This is a genomic window from Streptomyces sp. NPDC056480 (genome assembly GCF_042795405.1).
Lineage (GTDB): Bacteria > Actinomycetota > Actinomycetes > Streptomycetales > Streptomycetaceae > Streptomyces.
Map to the genome: position 1 here is coordinate 1 of NZ_JBHTSA010000145.1, position 18,366 is coordinate 18,366.

General features: G+C 68.3%; 9 protein-coding genes and 11 pseudogenes. 13 read left to right on the forward strand and 7 right to left on the reverse strand.

The window, feature by feature from the left end:
• The first annotated feature begins 114 nt into the window (after positions 1-114).
• From ACFQ79_RS35980 to ACFQ79_RS35990, 3 genes and pseudogenes are all read left to right on the forward strand, one after another.
• Positions 115-372 (forward strand): transposase, encoded by a 258-nt coding sequence (locus ACFQ79_RS35980; protein WP_383591370.1) that lies wholly within the window; start codon positions 115-117, stop codon positions 370-372.
• A gap of 156 nt (positions 373-528) precedes the next feature.
• Entirely contained in the window at positions 529-765 is a 237-nt protein-coding gene (locus tag ACFQ79_RS35985; protein ID WP_383591349.1) for an IS3 family transposase, read from the forward strand.
• Between the two features lie 589 nt (positions 766-1,354).
• Positions 1,355-2,155, forward strand: a pseudogene (locus tag ACFQ79_RS35990) (IS110 family transposase); the annotation flags it as partial.
• 40 nt (positions 2,156-2,195) lie between these two features.
• On the opposite strand, the gene ACFQ79_RS35995 reads toward ACFQ79_RS35990, so the two are convergent.
• Positions 2,196-3,122, reverse strand: a complete 927-nt coding sequence (locus tag ACFQ79_RS35995; protein WP_383591352.1) for an IS5 family transposase — start codon at positions 3,120-3,122, stop codon at positions 2,196-2,198.
• Positions 3,123-3,257: 135 nt separating this feature from the next.
• Positions 3,258-4,709 (reverse strand): NF041680 family putative transposase, encoded by a 1,452-nt coding sequence (locus ACFQ79_RS36000; RefSeq protein ID WP_383591355.1) that lies wholly within the window; start codon positions 4,707-4,709, stop codon positions 3,258-3,260.
• A 1,034-nt stretch (positions 4,710-5,743) separates the two neighbouring features.
• On the opposite strand from ACFQ79_RS36000, the pseudogene ACFQ79_RS36005 reads away from it, so the two are divergent.
• A pseudogene (locus tag ACFQ79_RS36005) lies at positions 5,744-6,178 on the forward strand (IS110 family transposase); the annotation flags it as partial.
• A 541-nt stretch (positions 6,179-6,719) separates the two neighbouring features.
• Positions 6,720-6,857: pseudogene (locus ACFQ79_RS36010) on the forward strand (transposase); the annotation flags it as partial.
• Here ACFQ79_RS36010 and ACFQ79_RS36015 read toward each other — a convergent pair.
• Positions 6,848-7,440, reverse strand: a pseudogene (locus ACFQ79_RS36015) (transposase family protein); the annotation flags it as partial. The pseudogenes ACFQ79_RS36010 and ACFQ79_RS36015 sit on opposite strands and share 10 nt — an antisense overlap.
• A gap of 130 nt (positions 7,441-7,570) precedes the next feature.
• The gene (locus ACFQ79_RS36020) at positions 7,571-8,377 is read right to left on the reverse strand and encodes an alpha/beta fold hydrolase (RefSeq protein WP_383591358.1); all 807 of its coding nucleotides are present in this window, start codon (positions 8,375-8,377) and stop codon (positions 7,571-7,573) included.
• A 182-nt stretch (positions 8,378-8,559) separates the two neighbouring features.
• Between ACFQ79_RS36020 and ACFQ79_RS36025 the strand changes: the two are divergent.
• Together ACFQ79_RS36025 and ACFQ79_RS36030 are read left to right on the forward strand one after the other, a co-directional pair.
• Positions 8,560-9,132 (forward strand): annotated as a pseudogene (locus tag ACFQ79_RS36025) (transposase); the annotation flags it as partial.
• A gap of 100 nt (positions 9,133-9,232) precedes the next feature.
• Positions 9,233-9,796, forward strand: coding sequence for a hypothetical protein (locus ACFQ79_RS36030; RefSeq protein WP_383591373.1), 564 nt, complete (start codon positions 9,233-9,235; stop codon positions 9,794-9,796).
• Positions 9,797-10,114: 318 nt separating this feature from the next.
• Here the strand turns inward: ACFQ79_RS36030 and ACFQ79_RS36035 are convergent.
• A pseudogene (locus ACFQ79_RS36035) lies at positions 10,115-11,719 on the reverse strand (DEAD/DEAH box helicase family protein); the annotation flags it as partial.
• Positions 11,720-12,708: 989 nt separating this feature from the next.
• On the opposite strand from ACFQ79_RS36035, the pseudogene ACFQ79_RS36040 reads away from it, so the two are divergent.
• Positions 12,709-12,864: pseudogene (locus ACFQ79_RS36040) on the forward strand (XRE family transcriptional regulator); the annotation flags it as partial.
• A 440-nt stretch (positions 12,865-13,304) separates the two neighbouring features.
• Here the strand turns inward: ACFQ79_RS36040 and ACFQ79_RS36045 are convergent.
• Positions 13,305-13,385: pseudogene (locus ACFQ79_RS36045) on the reverse strand (IS5/IS1182 family transposase); the annotation flags it as partial.
• A 207-nt stretch (positions 13,386-13,592) separates the two neighbouring features.
• Between ACFQ79_RS36045 and ACFQ79_RS36050 the strand changes: the two are divergent.
• From ACFQ79_RS36050 to ACFQ79_RS36065, 4 genes and pseudogenes are all read left to right on the forward strand, one after another.
• Complete coding sequence (locus ACFQ79_RS36050; protein WP_383591361.1) at positions 13,593-14,063, forward strand: ATP-binding protein; 471 nt, start codon at positions 13,593-13,595, stop codon at positions 14,061-14,063.
• 55 nt (positions 14,064-14,118) lie between these two features.
• A complete protein-coding gene (locus tag ACFQ79_RS36055; RefSeq protein ID WP_383591364.1) occupies positions 14,119-14,457 on the forward strand; it encodes an STAS domain-containing protein in 339 nt (112 codons plus the stop codon).
• A gap of 160 nt (positions 14,458-14,617) precedes the next feature.
• Positions 14,618-14,863: pseudogene (locus ACFQ79_RS36060) on the forward strand (HNH endonuclease); the annotation flags it as partial.
• 473 nt (positions 14,864-15,336) lie between these two features.
• Positions 15,337-15,816 (forward strand): annotated as a pseudogene (locus tag ACFQ79_RS36065) (transposase); the annotation flags it as partial.
• Positions 15,817-16,663: 847 nt separating this feature from the next.
• Here ACFQ79_RS36065 and ACFQ79_RS36070 read toward each other — a convergent pair.
• A complete protein-coding gene (locus ACFQ79_RS36070) occupies positions 16,664-17,002 on the reverse strand; it encodes a hypothetical protein (RefSeq protein WP_383591367.1) in 339 nt (112 codons plus the stop codon).
• A 150-nt stretch (positions 17,003-17,152) separates the two neighbouring features.
• Between ACFQ79_RS36070 and ACFQ79_RS36075 the strand changes: the two are divergent.
• Positions 17,153-17,937: pseudogene (locus ACFQ79_RS36075) on the forward strand (transposase family protein).
• The last annotated feature ends 429 nt before the right edge of the window (positions 17,938-18,366 follow it).

Genomic DNA, 18,366 nt, shown 5'->3' on the forward strand with positions numbered 1-18,366 from the left:
GGGCCTTGACCCCTGATGTTGGACACACGAGACACTGGATCCTAAGGATTCGAGGACGGACATCTCGTGGTCATGAAGAACTATCCGCCGGAGTTTTAGGCGGACGCGGTCGCGCTGTCCGTGTCGCGGCCCGAAGCGACGATCAGGTCGGCCGCCACCGGTCTGGGGATCAATCCGGAGACCCTGCGGAACTGGGTGAGGGCTGGCGGGGCAAGTCGCCCACGGGGACACCGGACGCTGGAAGCGGCCCGGCCGCCGGCCCCGCTGGAGGCGGAGAACGCGGCTCTGCGGAGGAAGGTCCGCGAACTCGGGGAGGAACGCGAGATCCTGCGCGAGGCGGCGAAGTATTCTGCCGGGGAGACCTGCTGGTGAACCGCTTCCAGTGTGTCGCCGGCCTCCAGCGCCGCTGCGGCGTGAAGCGGCTGTGCACCGCCCTCGGCGTCAGCCGCTCGGGCTTCTGCTGCTGGCGCCGGACGGCCACGGAGCGGGCCGCCCGGCAGGCGGCCGACGCCCGCCCGGATACGGGTGGTGCACCAGGAATCGGACGGCACCTACGGAGCCCCGAGAATCACCGCCGGGCTCCGCGAGACGAGCGGAGAGGCGGTCAGCCACAAGCGGGTCGCCAGGATCATGCGGGCTCTGGGGACCGAAGGGATCCGGTTGCGCCGGCGGCACCGCACCACCGTCCCCGGCCCCGCCGCGGCCAAGGCTCCGGACCTGATCGCGGGCGAGCCGGACACGGAGTACGTCGGCGACATCACCTAATCCGGAGTCAAGAACGGTTCGGCCGGAGAGGACCCCGCCCAGACCGTTCGAGTGGTGGTGGCCGGTGGGTGCCGAGAGGATGCCGACTGACAGCCCGTCCCCCGAGGGCGCTTGTGAGACCGTGCGCGTTTCGTGATCTTCCCGGTCACCGCCGTGAGCTGGCTGCCGCAGGCGTTGGACGGACGACTGCCTCACACCGGGCCACGACGCCTTTGCGTAGAGCGTCCGGCGTCGCTGCGGCAGCCGGCTCGTGATGAGTGTTGATGCTTGCTGGTGCCGGACGGATGCCTGCACATCACCTGGCCCTGCGCCCGTATGCAGAGCGGCGGCGTCCGGTACCTGCAGGCGTCAACACTCGTCGCTTGATCACTCGTTGGTGATGGTGGTGCGAGCCCGCGTCACGGTGACCTCTTGCGAAACCCGAGCCGTTCGGAGCTCCTGTTTAGACAGAGGCCCGCGGGGCGAGCTGGTGCCACGAACAGCTACTGAGGTGGCGGACCGGCCAGCGCGGCTGAGTCCTGGGATGAGGTCGCTGCGTGGTTCCGCATGAGCTCGTGACCAGCACAGACGCGCAGGATTACTGGGAGGGATCTTGATCTACTGCGGCATCGACTGGGCGGAGAAGACACACGGCGTCGCCTTGGCCGACGACAGCGGCCAGCTGCTGGCCAAGCGCCACCTCACCGACGACACGGCCGGCTACCGGATCCTGCCGGACCTGCTCGCCGAGTACGACGACAGCCCCGAGAGCCCCATTCCGGTCGCCATCGAGACCTCTCGCGGCCTGCTGGTGGCCGTGCTCAGGACCGGCAGGCGGCAGGTCTTCGCGATCAATCCGATGGCTGCTGCCCGATACCGTGACCGGCACTCCGTCTCACGCAAGAAGCCCGACCCTGGCGACGCCCTCGTCCTGGCCAACATCCTGCGAACCGACATGCACGCCCATCGGCCCCTCTCCCAGGACAGTGACCTGGGCCGCGCCATCGCCGTGCTCGCTCGAGCCCAGCAGGACGCCACCTGGAACCGCCAGCAGATCTCCAACCAGCTCCGATCCCTCCTGCGCGAGTACTGCCCCTCTGCCCTCGCAGCCTTCGGCCCCTGGCGCAACGGCCTCTGCCGCCGCGAGGCGCACGGGCTCCTGAAAGCCGCCCCGACACCAGCCAAAGCCGCGCGGCTGACCCACGCGCAGCTGCAGGCCGCGCTCAAGCGGGCCGGCCGCCAGCGTGGCATCGATGCCGAAGCCGAGCGGCTCCGGGAGGTCTTCCGTGCCGACTGGGCTCACCAGCCGCTGCTGGTCGAAGATGCGCTCGGTAAACAGATGCTCGCCCTCCTGGTCCAGTTGGAAGCCGCCTGCACGGCCGCCGACGACCTTGCAAAGGCAGTGGAGGACCCTCAGCACCCGGAACGCTGAGTGCCTGATTGAGAACCGGTCACGGGGTGGTGTGTGGATGGGGTGCTGTTCGGACGGGGCGGCGGGTCGTAAGGATGATCATTGACCACTTGACCATGGCTTCGTGGTGGGCGGGTAGACGTTCGTAGTCGCGGACGCAGCGGCGGTGTCGGCAGATCCATGAAAGGGTCCGTTCGACGGCCCGCCGGCGGGGCAGGACGATGAAGCCCTGGGCGTCGTCGCTGCGTTTCACGATCTCCAGGGTGAGGTTCCAGCGCTCTTTCGCCCAGGTCGCGAGCTTTCCGGCGTATCCGCCGTCGGCCCGCACCAGCGCGATGCGGTGGTGGATCTGCCGCAGGCGGGAGATCAGCGGCCGAGCGCCGTCACGGTCCTGGACCGAAGCAGCGGTGACGAGTACCACCAGCATGAGGCCGAGCGTGCCGACGGCGAGATGCCGCTTGTGTCCATTGGCTTTCTTGCCCGCGTCCCACCCCCGGCTGTCACCAGCCACGGTCTCGGCAGCCCGTAGCGACGGGGAGCCGGTCACCGCCGCACTCGGTTCGATGTCCCGGTCCGCCCTCCGCCGGAGGCGGTCTCGCAGGATGTCGTGCAGGTCGTCGGCATACTGCGCACGTTCCCAACGTGTGAAGAAGGCATACACGGTGGGGTGGGGCGGGAAGTCGGCAGGCAGGGCCCGCCACTTGCATCCGTTGTCGACCACATACCTGATGACGTCGACGGTCTTTCGTCGGCAGTGCTTCTCCGGCCTGCCGCCCCGGCCCCACCGCCAGGCCGGCAAGGGCAGCAAAGGCTCGGTGACCTGCCACTCCGCATCACTCATGCCAGACGGGCAGCGCACCGGACGCGCCGGTTCACAGGCGCCCCGGCCGAAGCGGCATGCCGGACACGGACAGCCCGATGAAGCAACCGAGTTGGCAACCGGAAGTGGGGAACGGTACAACGGCATGACAGGGCTCCTGTGACAACGGTTTGGCTTCGCAACCGCTGTTGTTACAGGAGCCCTGCCGTATCTGCGAGCCCTTCACAGCCACACCACCCGAACGAGGCATTCCGCCCACCGTCACCGGTTCTCAATCAGGCACTAAGCTTGTCGTTTAACCTCTGCGGGGGCTTGATGTTCCTTGATCGACTCGGCGCGTTTGACGGTTTTGCCAACGCTGTGGTGGCTGGCCCGGTGCTTGTTCTTCGATCCCGGGGGTCGTCCGGGGCCGGGTCGGTTGGGTTTCGGTGCGGCTGCCGGGCGGGCCGTGGTCGCGCGGACGTTGCGAAACCCCCGCCTGGCCCGGGCGGGGGTGAGGCGACGGGGTTCGGTTCGTCGTTCCCAGGGACGCCGGAGGTCTTCGGCGCGGGGCCGGATGAGGCAGAGCTGGGTGTGTGCGGCGATGATCAGCCAGGTCCGCAGATCGGCGGTCGCGGCGCGGCGGATCTTCGGTGTGGTCCATCCGACGGTCTGTTTCATCAGCCGGAAGGTGTGTTCCAGGTCGAAGCGGCGGAGGAAGGCCTGCCACCACCGGTCCACGTCCGCCGAGGTGGCTGAGGACCACAGCCAGACGGGTTTCGGGTCGCGGTTGCCTGGCAGGCGCTCGACCATCAGGCGCATCAACGTGCCGTGCAGGACGGGCAGTTCGTTTTCCGCATGTTCCATCCAGGGGCCGCGGTGGGTAAGCCGGGGATGCATCCGGTTCCAGGCCGTAGTCTCTGCCTTGCCGTAGTGGGTGGTGTCCGTGGTGGTGGTGACGTCGGGCTGGTGCCAGGTGTCGGGCTTGGCGAAGGCGAGGACGCCTCCGTGCCGGCGTGGCCTTCCGCCCTTGGGTCCGGAGCGGGCGGGGCCCGGGTCGCGGAGCATGACGCGGTCCGAGCGCAGTCGTCCGAGCAGCACGACGGGCAGGTCCCGCAGGGCGTGGGAGAGGTAGGTGACGTCGTAGCCGGCGTCCATCACGGTCAGGATCTCGGGGTCGCCCGGCTTCCAGTGTCCCGCGTGGACCAGGCGTTGAACGGCCTCGTGGAGCTGGGCGGCGGTGAGGAGTGTCTCGTCGTCCGCGGGTCCGGGCCGCTGGGCGTCCAGTAGCCGGCACCAGGAGGTGCGGCCTGTTTCCAGGGCGGCGGCGAAGGAGTATGGCCAGCCAGGGACGAACTGGTCCTTGCCGCGGTCGCCGCGTGCGTAGACGTGACAGAACAGCCGGTCGTCGCTGGTGGGAGCGTCGGGGCGGAGCCAGTTGCTTACGTCCACGGCCAGCACGATCCGCCCGTCGGCCGTCTTCGGAAGCGGTAGGCCGGCCAGAGCGCGGCGCAGACGGATCGGTTCGATCCAGCCGCGGTTCAACCCCGTATACAACGCGCCGTGTCCACGCCGGTGCCCGGCTGTCAAAGGCAGCTCGACCAGGGTGTTCACCGGCCCGTCCGCACACAGCACCGCGCCGGTCAGCTCGAAGAGCGCGTCAGCCCGGGCATACAGGCAGTCGTAGAACTCGACACGAAAGCGGGACAACACACCCAATGCCTCGCGTCCGGACACCCCGGCAGGCAGACTCATACACAGCGGCCGTTCTCCGGAGCTTCCTGACTCGACATCTCGAAGCGTGGAGAACGGCCGCCACCGCCGTCTCCGGAAACACCGCAGATCAGCAGGTCGGGTGACAAGCGAGGTTAAACGACAAGCTAAGAGCGGCGCCATCCGACCGGAGTTGTGGAACCCGGCGTCCACACTATGCGACGCCGGGTCATCAGCCTGCCCAAACAGCAAAAAGGTCTACGGAGCCGGAAAATCTTCGATCACTGAGTAGTCGCAGGTGGGGCCGCAAGTAACCTCACCACAACGATTCGTGGCACCGCAAATTATTATCACAGTTCCCGCTGTCGGTCCCTCTCCGCACTTCGCAAAGGTACCTGATTGTTCTTGGCCGAGCATCTGCAGCAAGTTGACATTCATTCATTGCTCCCCTATTTGAACTGTCGTCAGATCTGAACTTGTGACGCGGTCCTCGGAATTCAGGTTCGCCACGCCACGACTGCGACACTCAGATTAGGAAGTCCGACTCAACCGTGCAAGAGCAGTCAGTGCTTATGCATCAGATAGTCATGTCCCCCTTCGTGGTGTAGCCGATTTTGCGGTGGGCTTGTTGGTGGTGTGGGTAGCGCGGGGCTTTCGGGGAGCTCGGGGGAAGAACTCGGTCATGCTGCCTTCGGGTAGGTAGCGACAGGGGAAGGCGATCCACTCGTCGTGGAGTTCGAAGAGCACCGCCCGCAGCGAGCGCGGCCAGTTCCTCGTGTGACGGGAACGTCCCGCAGGGCGTCGGTGAGGCACGCGTGAACTTCGACTGACACAGCCCCCGTTACCGTTTTCGTGGCTCCGTAGTGGGGCCTCCGGCCTTCGGGTCCGGCATGACTTCCCCCCCTTGTTGTTCATGATCCGGGGGGTGTCACCGGGATCGGAGGCATCGACGGACCGCTGATGAGGGGCTTGAGTACCGGCTTCACCCAGGCCGGAAGAGCTCTCCGTAACGTGGATGCGGCAGCTCGGTGCCGAGGCAAAGCCGGACGAAAGCGTGATGGAGGGGCCTGCGCGTGATCGACACCGGCGACATCGACGTTTTTCTCGGCCTGGACGTCGGCAAGGGCGAACACCACGCCACCGCCGTGACTCCGACCGGCAAGAAAGCCTTCGGCAAACGGCTTCCCGACACAGAACCCAAGCTCCGCGAATTGTTCGCCAAGCTCCAGGCCAGGCAAGGAACGGTGCTGGTCGTGGTTGACCAGCCGGCCTCGATCGGTGTCCTGCCGCTGGCGGTCGCCCGCGACATGGGCTGCCCCGTTGCCTACCTGCCCGGGCTGACGACGCGGCGGATCGCCGACCTCTATCCCGGTGAGGCGAAGATGGACGTCAGGGACGCATTCATCATCGCGGACGCGGCCCGCGCGATGCCCCACACGCTGCGGGCCGTCGACCGTGAGGATGAGACGATCGCCGAGCTGGAGATGATCGTCGGGTTCGACGACGACCTGGTGCGCCACGAGGCGCTGTGTGACCGAGTGGAGGTGGAAGGAATCCGCCGCTGGGCTGTCGCAGCAGTCCAGCGAAGCGGAGGGCAGCCTGATCCGGGAGGCGCCGGGGAGGGTGGAAAGCAGCCCTGACTGTCAGTCTTTCCTCACCGGATCCCGCAAGGATTAGGTAGCCCCGGCCGAGGTGGTCTGACTCTTGCTATGACTGACCCCGCGGGTGTCCTGGCGCTGATCTGTCGCATGCCCGGCCGGGCATGCAGCAAGTGCTGCCGCCGGACGGACGTGACCTGAAAGACGTCGTGTCAGTTGGTCCTACGTTGTTGGTGGGTTGGACGGGCCGTCGGAAGGTCCAGAGGCCCAGAGACTCCGGGTGTGGCTTTCAGTTGGTTGCCCTTGATGGTTCGCCTCACCTGGCCGCCCGGAGTCTCACGACGACTCGGCCGCTGATTAGGAGCTGCGGGCCCCTGCGGATGCATCGCTGAGTAGGACCACGCTGGCGAGGTCGTCCTGAGCAACAGCGCATGTCGAACGGCCGGAGGAACAGGTGGCTCGGATCTGGGCGGGAACGGACATCGGCAAGACGCACCACCACTGCGTGGTGCTGGACGCCGAAGGCAGGCGGCTGCTGTCGCGGCGCGTGCTGAACGACGAGCCGGAGCTGATGGCCCTGTTCGCCGACGTGTGGTGGTAGGCGCGGTCGGCGAGGACGGGATCTGCCGGGTGGGGCAGGCCTGGACGATGCGTGGGCGCGTGCGGCGGTCAGGTCGTGGGTGCGGCCGGGTGCCGCGCGGGAGAACCGCAGCGGTGTGCCGTCGGGGCGGGCGGTGACCTGCACGTTCATGCCGTGCTTGCGGTGTTTCATGGAGTAGTACCGGCTCGTCGGCGGCGATGCGGCCGATGGGGATGAGGGTGCCGTCGGTGATCACGTGGTCGCCCTCGCCCGGGCCGGTCAGGGCCTCGTGCCAGCCCGGCGCCCGCGCCGCGAGGACGTCGGGGGTCTCGCTGGCATAGCGCCGGGCTGTGGCTGTCGGGACGCCGGAGCCGGCTGCCAGGGCGGGCAGCGTCTCGTTCTTGCGCGGGTGCACCAGTACGAGCAGGGCCTGGCGGAAGCAGCCGGGCTTCCGCCATCGCGGGCGGCGTTCACACCTTCGTGCGCAGATGAGCCGGGAAACGTGCTCAGCCAGCTCATGCGGGACATCAGCCGTGGCACGGTACGGGACCAGGCGGGGCTCCTCGGACGATGCGTGGTGCGTAGAGAACACCACCGCAACGACCAGGAGCCCCGCCTCGTCACCACACCCCTGCTGGCCTGCCATTTCACCCCACAGCGACAGGACGAAAACGGCTCAATCAAGTTCAGTACACGATCATGTAGGCAACTCAAATAGTTCCGGCTCAATATCCGTCCACAGCTTGCCAGAATGCATCAACTCGCGCGTTGAACGCTTCCGGCGACTCCTGGAAAGGCCGGTGCGCCTCGCCTTTCAGTACTTCGAAGGCCGCTCCCGGAATTTCCTCAGCTACTACCCGTCCGAACCGGGGGGGCGTGACTATGTCCAGATCGCCGGCTAGGACGAGAGTGGGTGCCGCGATCCTCGACAAGCGCTCGAGGGTGTCGTTCCCCGTGAATGCCTCCAGCTGACGCTGGAAGTCTTCAGGCGATTGGGGGTGAGGGGACTGCAGCATCTCATGGATGATCCGCTCAACAGTGCCGTCGTTGTGAGCGCGCGGCGTATATATCCACAGCAGGAACGCTTCCAGCATGGCTTGCGCATCCGGTGCCTCCGTCGCAAGCCAGCGCCAGAACCGGATAACCGAAGCCAGGTATGCGTCCTCACGAGCCCATGTGCTTACCAGCACGAGGCTCCGGACAAACTCGGGGTGCCGCAACGCAAGCTCCTGTGCGACCATGCTGCCGCCCGAAAAGCTCGCGACATGGACGTTCTCCACGTCGAGCGCCTTGAGAATTCCCATGGCATCGTCTGCCATCACCGCCAGCGACAGCTGCTCGTCCCGTAGCGGGGTGCGCCCTGTGCCTCGATTGTCATAGGCAATCAGCCGGTACCGCCCGGAAAGGCCATCCATCTGAGCTTGCCACGCCTCGGCGGGATCACCTAGCCCCGCAATCAGCAGCACCGTCGGCCCTTCGCCCCGGCTCTCCACCCAGATCTCTGTCCCATTGACATCGACGAGTTCATCCATGAGATGCACCTCCACCACCCATCATTACCCGTATCACCCTCGCGCGCCCACCAGGGCGCGTCCAGAAAGTGGTGTAAAAGGCGACGAGTGTAGGTTTCCGTACTGAACGACACCAAAGTTCGTAACGGAAGGACCCACGCTCGTGCACCACCGAGAATCCCATCCGCGGCGAGATCGACGCCGTGTTCGCCGAGGGCCGACCGCTGGCCGGCTGCTTGGAGGACGTCGCCCGGCTCGGCGCCCGGCTGATCATCCAGTCCGCGCTGGAGGCCGAGGTCGATGAATTCCTGGGCCGGGCTCGATATCAGCGTGCCGACGTCATCCCGGCCGAGGACGGCGACGGCCAGGACGCGGTCTTGGCGGCCAGCGACGAACCGGCACCCACGGCACGAGCCGGGCACCGCAACGGCCACCGTGAGGTGACGGTCAAGACGACGTCCGGACCGATGAAGATCAAGAAGCCGAAACTGCGGGGCACCACGGAGAAGTTCGCCTCCCGCCTGTTCGGCGCGACGGTGACGCGGACGAACGCGCTGGAATGCCTGGTCATCGCCTCGTTCGTGCGCGGCCTGTCCACCCGCGACGTCACGAACACCCTCGCCGAAGCCCTCGGCTCGGACGCGGCACTGTCGAAGTCGACCGTCTCCAGCATCTGCCAGAACATCCGTGGTGAATACGACAGCTGGCGCCAGCGTGACCTGTCGGAGGTGACCTTGGCCTACCTGTTCATCGATGCCTCGCACTTCCGGATGCACCTGAACGCTCCGGCCGAGCCCGTGCTCGCCGCGTGGGGTATCGACACCGACGGCAAACACCGCGCTCGCCGCCGTCGACGTCGCCGCGATCGTCTTCACCGTGCGCCGTGCCTTCACCCGCCGCCACGTCCTTGCCGAAGCACGCCGGCACCTCGCCGAGACCCTCCGCGGCCGAGCCTTCCCTCCCGGCCTGGACACCTACATCGCCGACCAGGCCCTCGCCCGCCACAGCCGCCAGCTCACCGTTGTTCAGCCCGGCCGCCGGACCCCGGCCGCCGACCAGATCACCTACACCGCCGACTTTGCCTGGCCGCACCGGTGGTGGATCGCTGGCACCGACGGCAAGCCGAGGGAGTCGAGCCGGTACGCGCGGGCCCGGCTTGCCAGCCTCGTCCTGCAGAACGCGATCCGCGACGCCCACCAGCAGGCCGCGATGCCCGAGGAGTACCTGGGAGGCCGTACTACCGACCCGGCGACGTGGCTGCGTACACCGGAGAACCTGGAGCGGCTCGCCGCCTTCACGCGCGTGGCCGACGCCCGCCGACGCGCCATCGAGGACCGGGCGAAGCCCGAGCAGCCGGCCGACGTGGTCAAGCCCACGGACCACCAGCAGCACCACAGGGACCGCCCCGGCCAGGGCAGGGGAGCGGGCCGCGACCGGTGAAGGGATGGCAACCGGCCAGGGCGTGGCCGATCTGCGACTCACCCGCGAGCCTTCGGGCGCCGGATCGAGAATCGGGAAGCTGGCACCCGACACGGGAGGAACCTTGACCGACCTGCACGAACCGCTGGAACCGCTGGAGAGCTACCCCGACGAACTGCCCCCGCCCCGCCAGCGCGGCGATGTGAACGTGGTGGGCCTGCCCAGCATCGCCGACGACCTCGCCCGCAGCCTGGCCGCGCTGAAGATTCGGGTGCAGCCCCACGACCCGAAGACCTCGCTTGTCAGCCCCGAGAAGGCACGCGAGAACACGGAGAAGGAAGTCGACCGGCTCCTGGGCACCGCCGCTCCGGCGGCGGCCTGCGTGTAGTCCTGGTCCTCGCCGTCGTCCTTCCCGCCGGCACCGACGATCCGCCCGTCCTCGTCACGCCGGACGTGCACCTTGCGCTTCCCGCTCGTGAGGGCGCGGGAGGCGAGTTGCTCGACCAGGCGCTCATCATGACTGCGGAGGCCCTGGAGGACCGCTACAAGAGGGCGGAAGCTGGCGGAGGCGACCATGTCGGTCGGGTCCTCGTTCGGCTCCAGGAAGACCGGCACGCCGATCCGAGCGACCTTGGTGCTGCCGTCCTTGTTGAGGCGGAGCGCGCGGCCGATGTTCTGCACGATCTCCACCTGGGAGCCGCGGGTGTCGGCGAAGCATACGGCCTCGACGCTCCGCTCGCCGGTGATGTCCACGCCTTCCCCGAGGACGCGCACGGACGCGAGGAACGCCCGGTGCACGCGCCGGCCATGCCGACCACACCCGGTCCGGCGGGACGTGGCGGCCGGCCTCCAGCTCGTAGAACTGGCCTCGATCGACGAATTCGGCAGCTTCTCCGCGGCCGAGAGATCGGCGTCGGAGGCGTCGGTGACGTACAGCTCGGCCGCCGTCTCCGGCAACTTCTCCGCGAACGCGGCCGCTCCTCGACCTTCTGGTGGAACGTCATGACCGTACGCAGGTTGTACGCCGCGGCGTATTCTAGAAGCGCGGCCTGCAGCAGCGCCAAGCGCCGACCCCGCTGCGCCTCCTCCGACTCCCCAAGAACGGGAGACGGGTCGCGGATCTCCAGCACGTCGATCTCGAAACCCGCGAGGATCTCCCGCTCGATGCTCTCGCTCAGGCCCAGCTCGGCGAGCCACGCGCCGTAGGTGCCGTCCGGGTCGTCGGCCATGCTCGCGATCTCCAGCTCCTGGCCGTCCGCGCCCTTCTGCGGGCGGGCCGCGGCGAGGATGCGCGGGGTCGCGGTCAGGTAGAGCCGGAAGCCGGCGGGGATCCGCTGGTTGTCGTGGATCGCCGCCCACGGCCGACCGAGATCACCAGCGGTTCCGTGCGCCTCATCCACGATGGCGAGGTGGAAGCCGTCCATGCGCTGGCCGCAGAGGCGCTCTCCGCCCGCCAGCGCGGCCTCCAGCGGTCCGCGAACCTTCCGCTGTCCCTCGTGAGCGCCGATTTCCTCACGGTCCACCAGAGAGGCGTAGGTGGCGAACACGACGGCTGGCCCGTGCCCGGCCCACAGGGCGAGCTGGATCGGGTTCGTGGTGGTCCGCACCCCCAGTGCGTTCAGGACCGGGTCGTTCCCCAGCGAGCACCGCCACCATGGGGGAGCGGTGCCCGACCGCCCGCCAGGCCTGGGCGGTCTGCACCAGCAGGTCCAGGGTCGGGACGGTGACGAGGATCCGGCCGTTGGGGAAGCAGTCTCGGGCTGCCCAGGCGGCGGTGATGGTCTTGCCCGATCCGGTGGCCGAGACGAGGGTGCCGCGGGCGCCGCGAGTGGGAATGGGGGTGCGCTCGGGGCTGCCGGCCCAGGCACGGATCGCGGCGACTGCGGTGACGCCGAGCGGCGGCACGACGGCGCCTACCGCCTGGTCAGCACCCGCCACGCGCATCCCTTCGACACCGTCTTCGGCCGCGGTCTACCGTTGCGCGCGGCGAGCTGACCTCCGGCAGAGCTGTCCACCCATTCACACGTGACCCGCGCGCCCGGACCACCGCCGAGCGCGCCGCCATGGGGGACTGGACGGCCGAACTGCCCACTACTCCGGTGGAGACTCGGCCAGTCCTGCGGCGTCTCTGCGACGGTCCGGCCGACCTGGTGACGACTCCGATGCAGCAGGGCGTCTCCTGTGCCAAGGCCCGCCGGACAGGGCCGCAAGACGGTCGTCATCCTGAGTGTGTCCGCCGCCGTCGGAACCCTCGCGTTCGTGGGCGCTCTGTGGTGGTGGGCAGTGGCCGTTGTCGCTGCTCTCGGCATTGTCGTGCCGGGCATGATCCTTCTGGAACCAGTCTGTCCCACCCGTCGGCGTCCCCAGGCAAACTTGCCGGTCAGCGGGAGCTGTGCGCTGCTTGGAGCGCCTCCCATTCCAGGGTGGGGAATTCGTGGCCCCCGCACTTTAGGTGCCAGTCTGTCCGTATGTGCCCCCGTCTCGCCCTGCCCGACACGGATCTGTGTGCCGTCTGCCTTGGCAGCGCACAGCCGGTCTGCGCCGACGGCTGCGGTCGCGGACGGGACGCTCTGCCTGGTTTGCTCCGAGCCGCCCGCCCCGGTGGAGTTGGGCGACTGCCCCGGCCACGGCGACAAGCCGTGCGGACGGGCGGTACAGACAGCCAGTCTCTGCGGCCGCTGCAAGATCGAGGCGGAGCGCGCCAAGGCCGCTTCCGAAGCCGCCCGAGACGCAGCCGTTGCTGCTGCTCAGGCAGCCGAGCGCGAGCACGCACCCTTCTGCCCCCCCTGTACGGCGCTCCGCTGACGTCCCGCCCCGTCCGGAGTCTCCTTCCGGGCGTGGCAGGGCCTGATCGCCGCTCAGATCACCGTACAGCGCCTCCACTTCACTCGGCCCTCCGGCACCCAGAGGCCAGACCCACCTGAGGACCAGACATGACCATCGATGCCGTTCTGCACGGCGCGCTCGAGGGCGCGGTTACCCGCCCGATCCCGAAGTCCGCCGGCTCCCGGGTCCGCTACCTCGTCAAGCAGCACCACGGCAGCACCAAGGCCGTTGCGCAGCTCCTCGGCGTCTCCCAGCGCACCGTCGGAGGCATGACTCCGCGCGTCCGTGAACATGTGTGTTCGCTGTCGCCCGGGCGCTGCGACCCCGAGGCTGCCAGCGGCTATTCGAGGTTCTCGGCGGTATCTCCCGGACTCCGGCTGGCGGCGTGCGCCCACGTTCTCCTTGGGGGAATGACGACGGCCCTGCCGCCGGGCGTGGTGGCAGGGCCGTCACACGGGTCCGGTCCCAGATGGCAGGGCCGGGGGCACGTGTCGGATTTCCAACGGTTAGGCCGGGCCGCCGGGCACGTAGGTTTGGGCCGTTCGGATGTGTTGAGCGGTCGTTGACGCTCTTCCGGCCCACGCGGCGGTCCCGGCACCAGACCGCAGCCCCTGGAGGATACGCTCGGCCCCGGACGGCTGGGCGTCGTCGTGGTTGTACTACTGGTAGTGCCACGGTGGTATGCGGACCGCGGCGACGCCGGCTCTCTGGTCAGGCATGCCTGGATGATGCCGTGGGCGCGGGCCGTGGTCAGGTCGTGGGTCCGGCCCGGCAGCGCTCGCGAGAGTGTGGAGGTGTCGTGGCTGTGCGGGTCCGTCTGCGGCGTCCGCAACGGCTCCGGCTCTCGCGGTAGAGCTCCGCACGCGTCTAGCATCCTGAGTATCCATCTTTTCCCGTTCTGGGTATTGCTTGCTCAGGTGTTTTGTGCTGTAGGGGAGTGTGCTGGAAGTACCAGAGAACCCGGCCCCACTGGACAGAGGCAGTGATCCTGATGACGACGACCACGGTCTTCCCGGGCGGACAGCAGCGTTCCGCGCTGCGTGCTCTGCCGCCCGGCGGGCGTGTGTTCGGTCTGCCGCTGGATCACGGGCCGCTCGCTCCGGCCACCGCCCGGCACGCGGTCCGTCCGGTGCTGGAGGGCTGGGGTCTGGACGGGGAGCGGGTCTATGACATTCTTCTTGTGGTCTCCGAACTGGTCACCAACGCCGTCACCCACGCGCTCCCCCCGGTAACCCTGCACCTGCGCATCACCGCGGACGGATCGGGCCGGGTCCAGGTCCACGTCACCGACGGCGGCCCCCGCACCGGCACAGGCTCAGTATCCGCGAACTGGGCGGCCGAACGGCCCGACGGTGAACACGGCCGCGGCGACGTGATCATCTCCGCGCTGGCCGGACCTGCCGGGACCGGTACGGGCCCCGACGGGCTGATCGACCACTGGGCCGACTTCGGCGCAGCCTGAACCCACCACTGAACTGAGAAGGCGCAAGACGCTCCTGTTCCCCGGAGAACCTGAGGTGATAGTGCGGGCGGAGGAACTGCTGCAGGCCCACACCGTGTGGTGGGGCCATACCGTCCTGCTCCGCCTCGACGGGGAACTCGACATCGCCACCGCCCCGCTGGTGGACCAGGCGGTGACAGCCGCACTGGCCGGACACCCGGGCGTGCTCTGCCTCGACCTGACCGGACTCAGCTTCTGCGACCTGACCGGCCTGCACACACTGCGCCGGCTCACCGGCCGCACCCATGCCGCAGGCACGGCCCTGCACCTCGCAGGCATGCGCCCCCGCCTGCGCTACACACTCACCCGCCTCAGAAGCCAGTCGCCCTGGACCCCACCCGTCCTCCAGGACTGAAACAGGCCCCCGGGCGGTTCGGGCGGGCTCTCACGCACGGGGGTGATCACGGTAGCCGCGGCGCGGTATCCGCCGACATTGCCCCTTGTCGGCTGCAGGCGGCGGTCCCGTGCTTCCCAGCCGGGACTGCCTCCTGCGCCTGACACATCGGGGGTACATGAACTCCGGCGCATCCGCCTGGGACGCCAAGCGGCGCGAGGCATACGCCAACGACCAGGAAGTAGCAACGTCTCTCGTCGCGGTCTCGGCCCGGTCGAACCGTCAGAAGGCCGACCAGGACCCCCACGAGTGGATGCCGTCGGCCCTGGGGGCTACCTGCGGCTACGTCGCCGAGTGGGTCGGCACCAAGCTGCGCTGGGGCCTGACCGCAGACCAGGGCGAAGCCGACACGCTCGCCCTGTACGCCGTCCGGGCCGCCCAGGGGCTGCTCGGACTGCGGAAGAGTTACGGCGACACCAGGCTCGAAGCGGCCTTCCACAAAGCGGTCGTGGTCGGTGATCCCTCCTACCGGACCGTCAAGGGCATCCTGGTGCCGGCAACACCATCACCACCCACGCCCACCGCGTGACCCTCGATGCCACCACAACCAGCGGGTCAGCGGCTTGCCTGTCGTGCGGAGTTTTCTCAGTGAGCTTCTTCAGCTTGCCCACCGATCGGGTGACCCACCTGAAGTGTCTGTGCAGGTCAGACCCTCTTGAGCGCCTCCGGCCGAACCCGAGTTGAAGAAGCTCAGTCAGCGCTCACAGCCGATACCTGCGTCGGCTCGATGTAGCCGCGGGACTGTAAGAAATTCGGTGTATCCGACTCATAGAAGATGCACCTGTGACCAGTGAAAAGTTAGGGACCGAGGCCGGCTCGGCTGCGGCGGACGACCGGTTTGTGGAGGAGCTTGTCTCCCGGGCTCAGGCTGAGGGTCTGCAGCTGACGGGTGAGGGCGGGCTGCTCCAGCAGCTGACGAAGCGGCTGCTGGAGTCGGCTCTTGAGGGCGAGATGACCGACCACCTCGGCTATGGCCGGCATGACCCGGCCGGGAAGAACGGATCGAATTCCCGCAACGGTAAGCGGACGAAAACGGTCGTCACCGATGTGGGCCCGGTGACCGTCGAGGTGCCGGGAGACCGGGCCGGCGCCTTCGAACCGAAGATCGTGAAGAAGCACCAGCGCCGGCTGACCGGCGTCGATGAGATGGTCCTGTTGCTGTCCGCGAAGGGCCTCACGCACGGCGGGATTTCCGCGCACCTGGCCGAGGTCTACGGCGCCGATGTGTCGAAGCAGACCATCTCCACGATCACCGACTCGGTGATGGAGGGCATGGCCGAATGGCAGGCCCGGCCTCTGGACTCGGTCTGTCCGGTGGTGGCTTCGTCGCGTTCGGCGGGGACGTATCTGGTCGGGATGCCGATGTGGATGTGGGTCGCCCGCTCGCCGTCGACGTTCGGTCCGGTGTCCGCGTCCGCGACGGCCGGCGGTGTGACCGTGACCGCGATGGCGAAGGTCTCCTCGGTGCGTTGGGACATGGGCGACGGGAAGACTGTCACCTGTGCGGGTCCGGGGACGCCGTATCAGGCGTCGTACTACGCGGACCCGTCTCCGACGTGCGGCCACCTCTATGAGCGCGCCGCCCGTGATAAGCCTGGCGAGCGGTTCGCGGGCCGTGCGATCGCGACGTGGGCCGTGGAGTGGTCCGCGCCCGCGCTTGGTGACGCGGGCATTCTGACCGAGGTCCGGGAGACTGCGTTTACCGTTCGCGTGGTTGAGATGCAGGCCGTGGGCGTCCAGTGACCGGCTGTGGTGAGGCTGTCGGCGGCACTCACCACAGCCCCGGCCCCGGCCGTGACCTATCGCGGTGACCGATGGCGGTGGCCGATGACGAGAGCCGGTGCCACGCCGCCCACGAGCACGTCCAGGACGTCATTCCCAAATTTGGGAATGACCCCGACGGCTCCACCGGACCGCGGTCTCGCCCGGCCTCGGCGGCGGAAGCCGACGCGGGGCGAACAGCCCCTCCGGCTCCTTCGACTCGCCCGGCTCCGCGTCGGCCGCCGGCAGCGCGCCGCTTGCGGCCAGGGACTCCACGACCGAGGAGCATCACGCCGCCTGCACCCACTGCTCCGCGACCGACCGCAGCCGCGCAACGCTGCGGCTGCGCCGCTTGCGCCATGTCACCGCCGAAACTCCCGCCTGCTGGGCCGCAGACCGGGACTCCTCACGTACTTCGGCCGCGATCCGGCGCACCCGCGCCTGTGTCAGCAAGCCCCTTCTGCATGCCCCACAGCAGCAGCTCGGCCAGCTCGGCTTGCGCCGGATCCAGCTCCCCGGGGGAGCCCGCGAGCCCAACGGCTACGGCCTGCTCCGCCAGGGCGTTGCGGCAGACGATCTCCGCGACGTTCTCGGCACCTTGACGTTCAGCCAGTGCCGGATCCCACGCCAGCCCCCGAGGGTCGTCGTCCCGCAGCTCCCGGCTCGCGCGGTGCAGCGTCTCCAGCAGCAGGTTCGCCCGAGGCTTCCGCGAGAAGTACCCGCATCCACCGGTCGCTGTGCTCATGGCCCAGCCGCCGGTCCCGCACGCCGATCCAGCCGAGCAGCTCCTCCAGCTCCGCAGGCCCCTCGCCCCGCCCGGCACAGCACACCGGCCCGCTCCAGCCAGCCCTGACCCCTTCTCCGGGCCGGGGCTTCGTGCTGCCGGGGATGCTCTATGGCCGCACGGGCCCGGGCTGTGGAGGTGGGGCCAGTGTTTTTGCGGGCCACGCACGAGCTGGTCGAGCATGTCTCCTGGCTCATCTACGCCCGAAGGTGTGAACAAGGCACCGTTGGCGGAAGCTGAACTGCTTCCGGCAGGCCCTGCTCGCGCTCGCCCACCTGCGGAAGAACGACACGCTCGCCCAGCTCGGCGCCGGGTTCGGCATCTCAGAAACGACAGCCTGGCGCTACGTGGACGAGACGGTCGACGTCCTTGCCGTCTGGGCGCCCGGCCTGCGTGAGGCCCTGACCGGGCGTGGCGAGGACGACTTCGTGATCCTGGACGGCACTCTGATTCCCACCGACCGGGTCGCGGCAGACGAGCCGTACTACTCCCAGAAACACAAGAAGCACGGCATGAACCTGCAGGTCATCGCCGCGCCCGACGGCACACCTCTGTGGTTCTCGCGTGCCCTGCCCGGACGCACTCACGATCTGACCGCGGCCCGCGCTCACGGCGTGATCGAGAACTGCCTGACCAGGCAGATCCTCGTCCTGGCCGACCGCGCCTACCAGGGCGCCGGCGCCACCGTCCGCACCCCCTACTACCGCCACCACGAACTGCCCGAGCACTACCAGCAGTACAACCGAGACCACGCCCGCCTGCGTGCCCCGGGCGAACGTGCCTTCGCGCAGCTGAAAACGTGGCGCCTACTTCGTCGAGCTCGATGCTCGACCAACCGCATCGGACGCATCGTCGCTGCGGTCCACACCCTCCTGATCTGCGGATACAGAGGATGAAAGAGGCTCAGTGAGCTTCTTCAGCTTGCCCACCGATCGAGTGACCCACCTGAAGTGTCTGTGCAGGTCAGACCCTCCTGAGCGCCTCCGGCCGACCCCGAGTTGAAGAAGCTCAGTGATCCCCCGCTCGAGGCCAGCAGCCCTGGACAGCCCTCGGTATATAGCTGAACCCAGCTCAGATACCCGGAGTTGCCTTGAGGGGAGGAGAAGAAACATACGGTGGTTTAATTTTCGCGGCAGGCACCGGTGAGGACTCTTCAGCATGCACAAGTGGCGCGAGGAGCATCGAAGCACCCGCGATGACTAGCGAGCTCGTGCACGGTAGGCGGTGAGGCGTCGAGCCACGGATGGTCGATCATGGTGGGGTGGTGGGGACCGTGACTCGTGCAGCGATCGTCAGCAGCCGTCGGATCACGGGCCTGTCGGCCG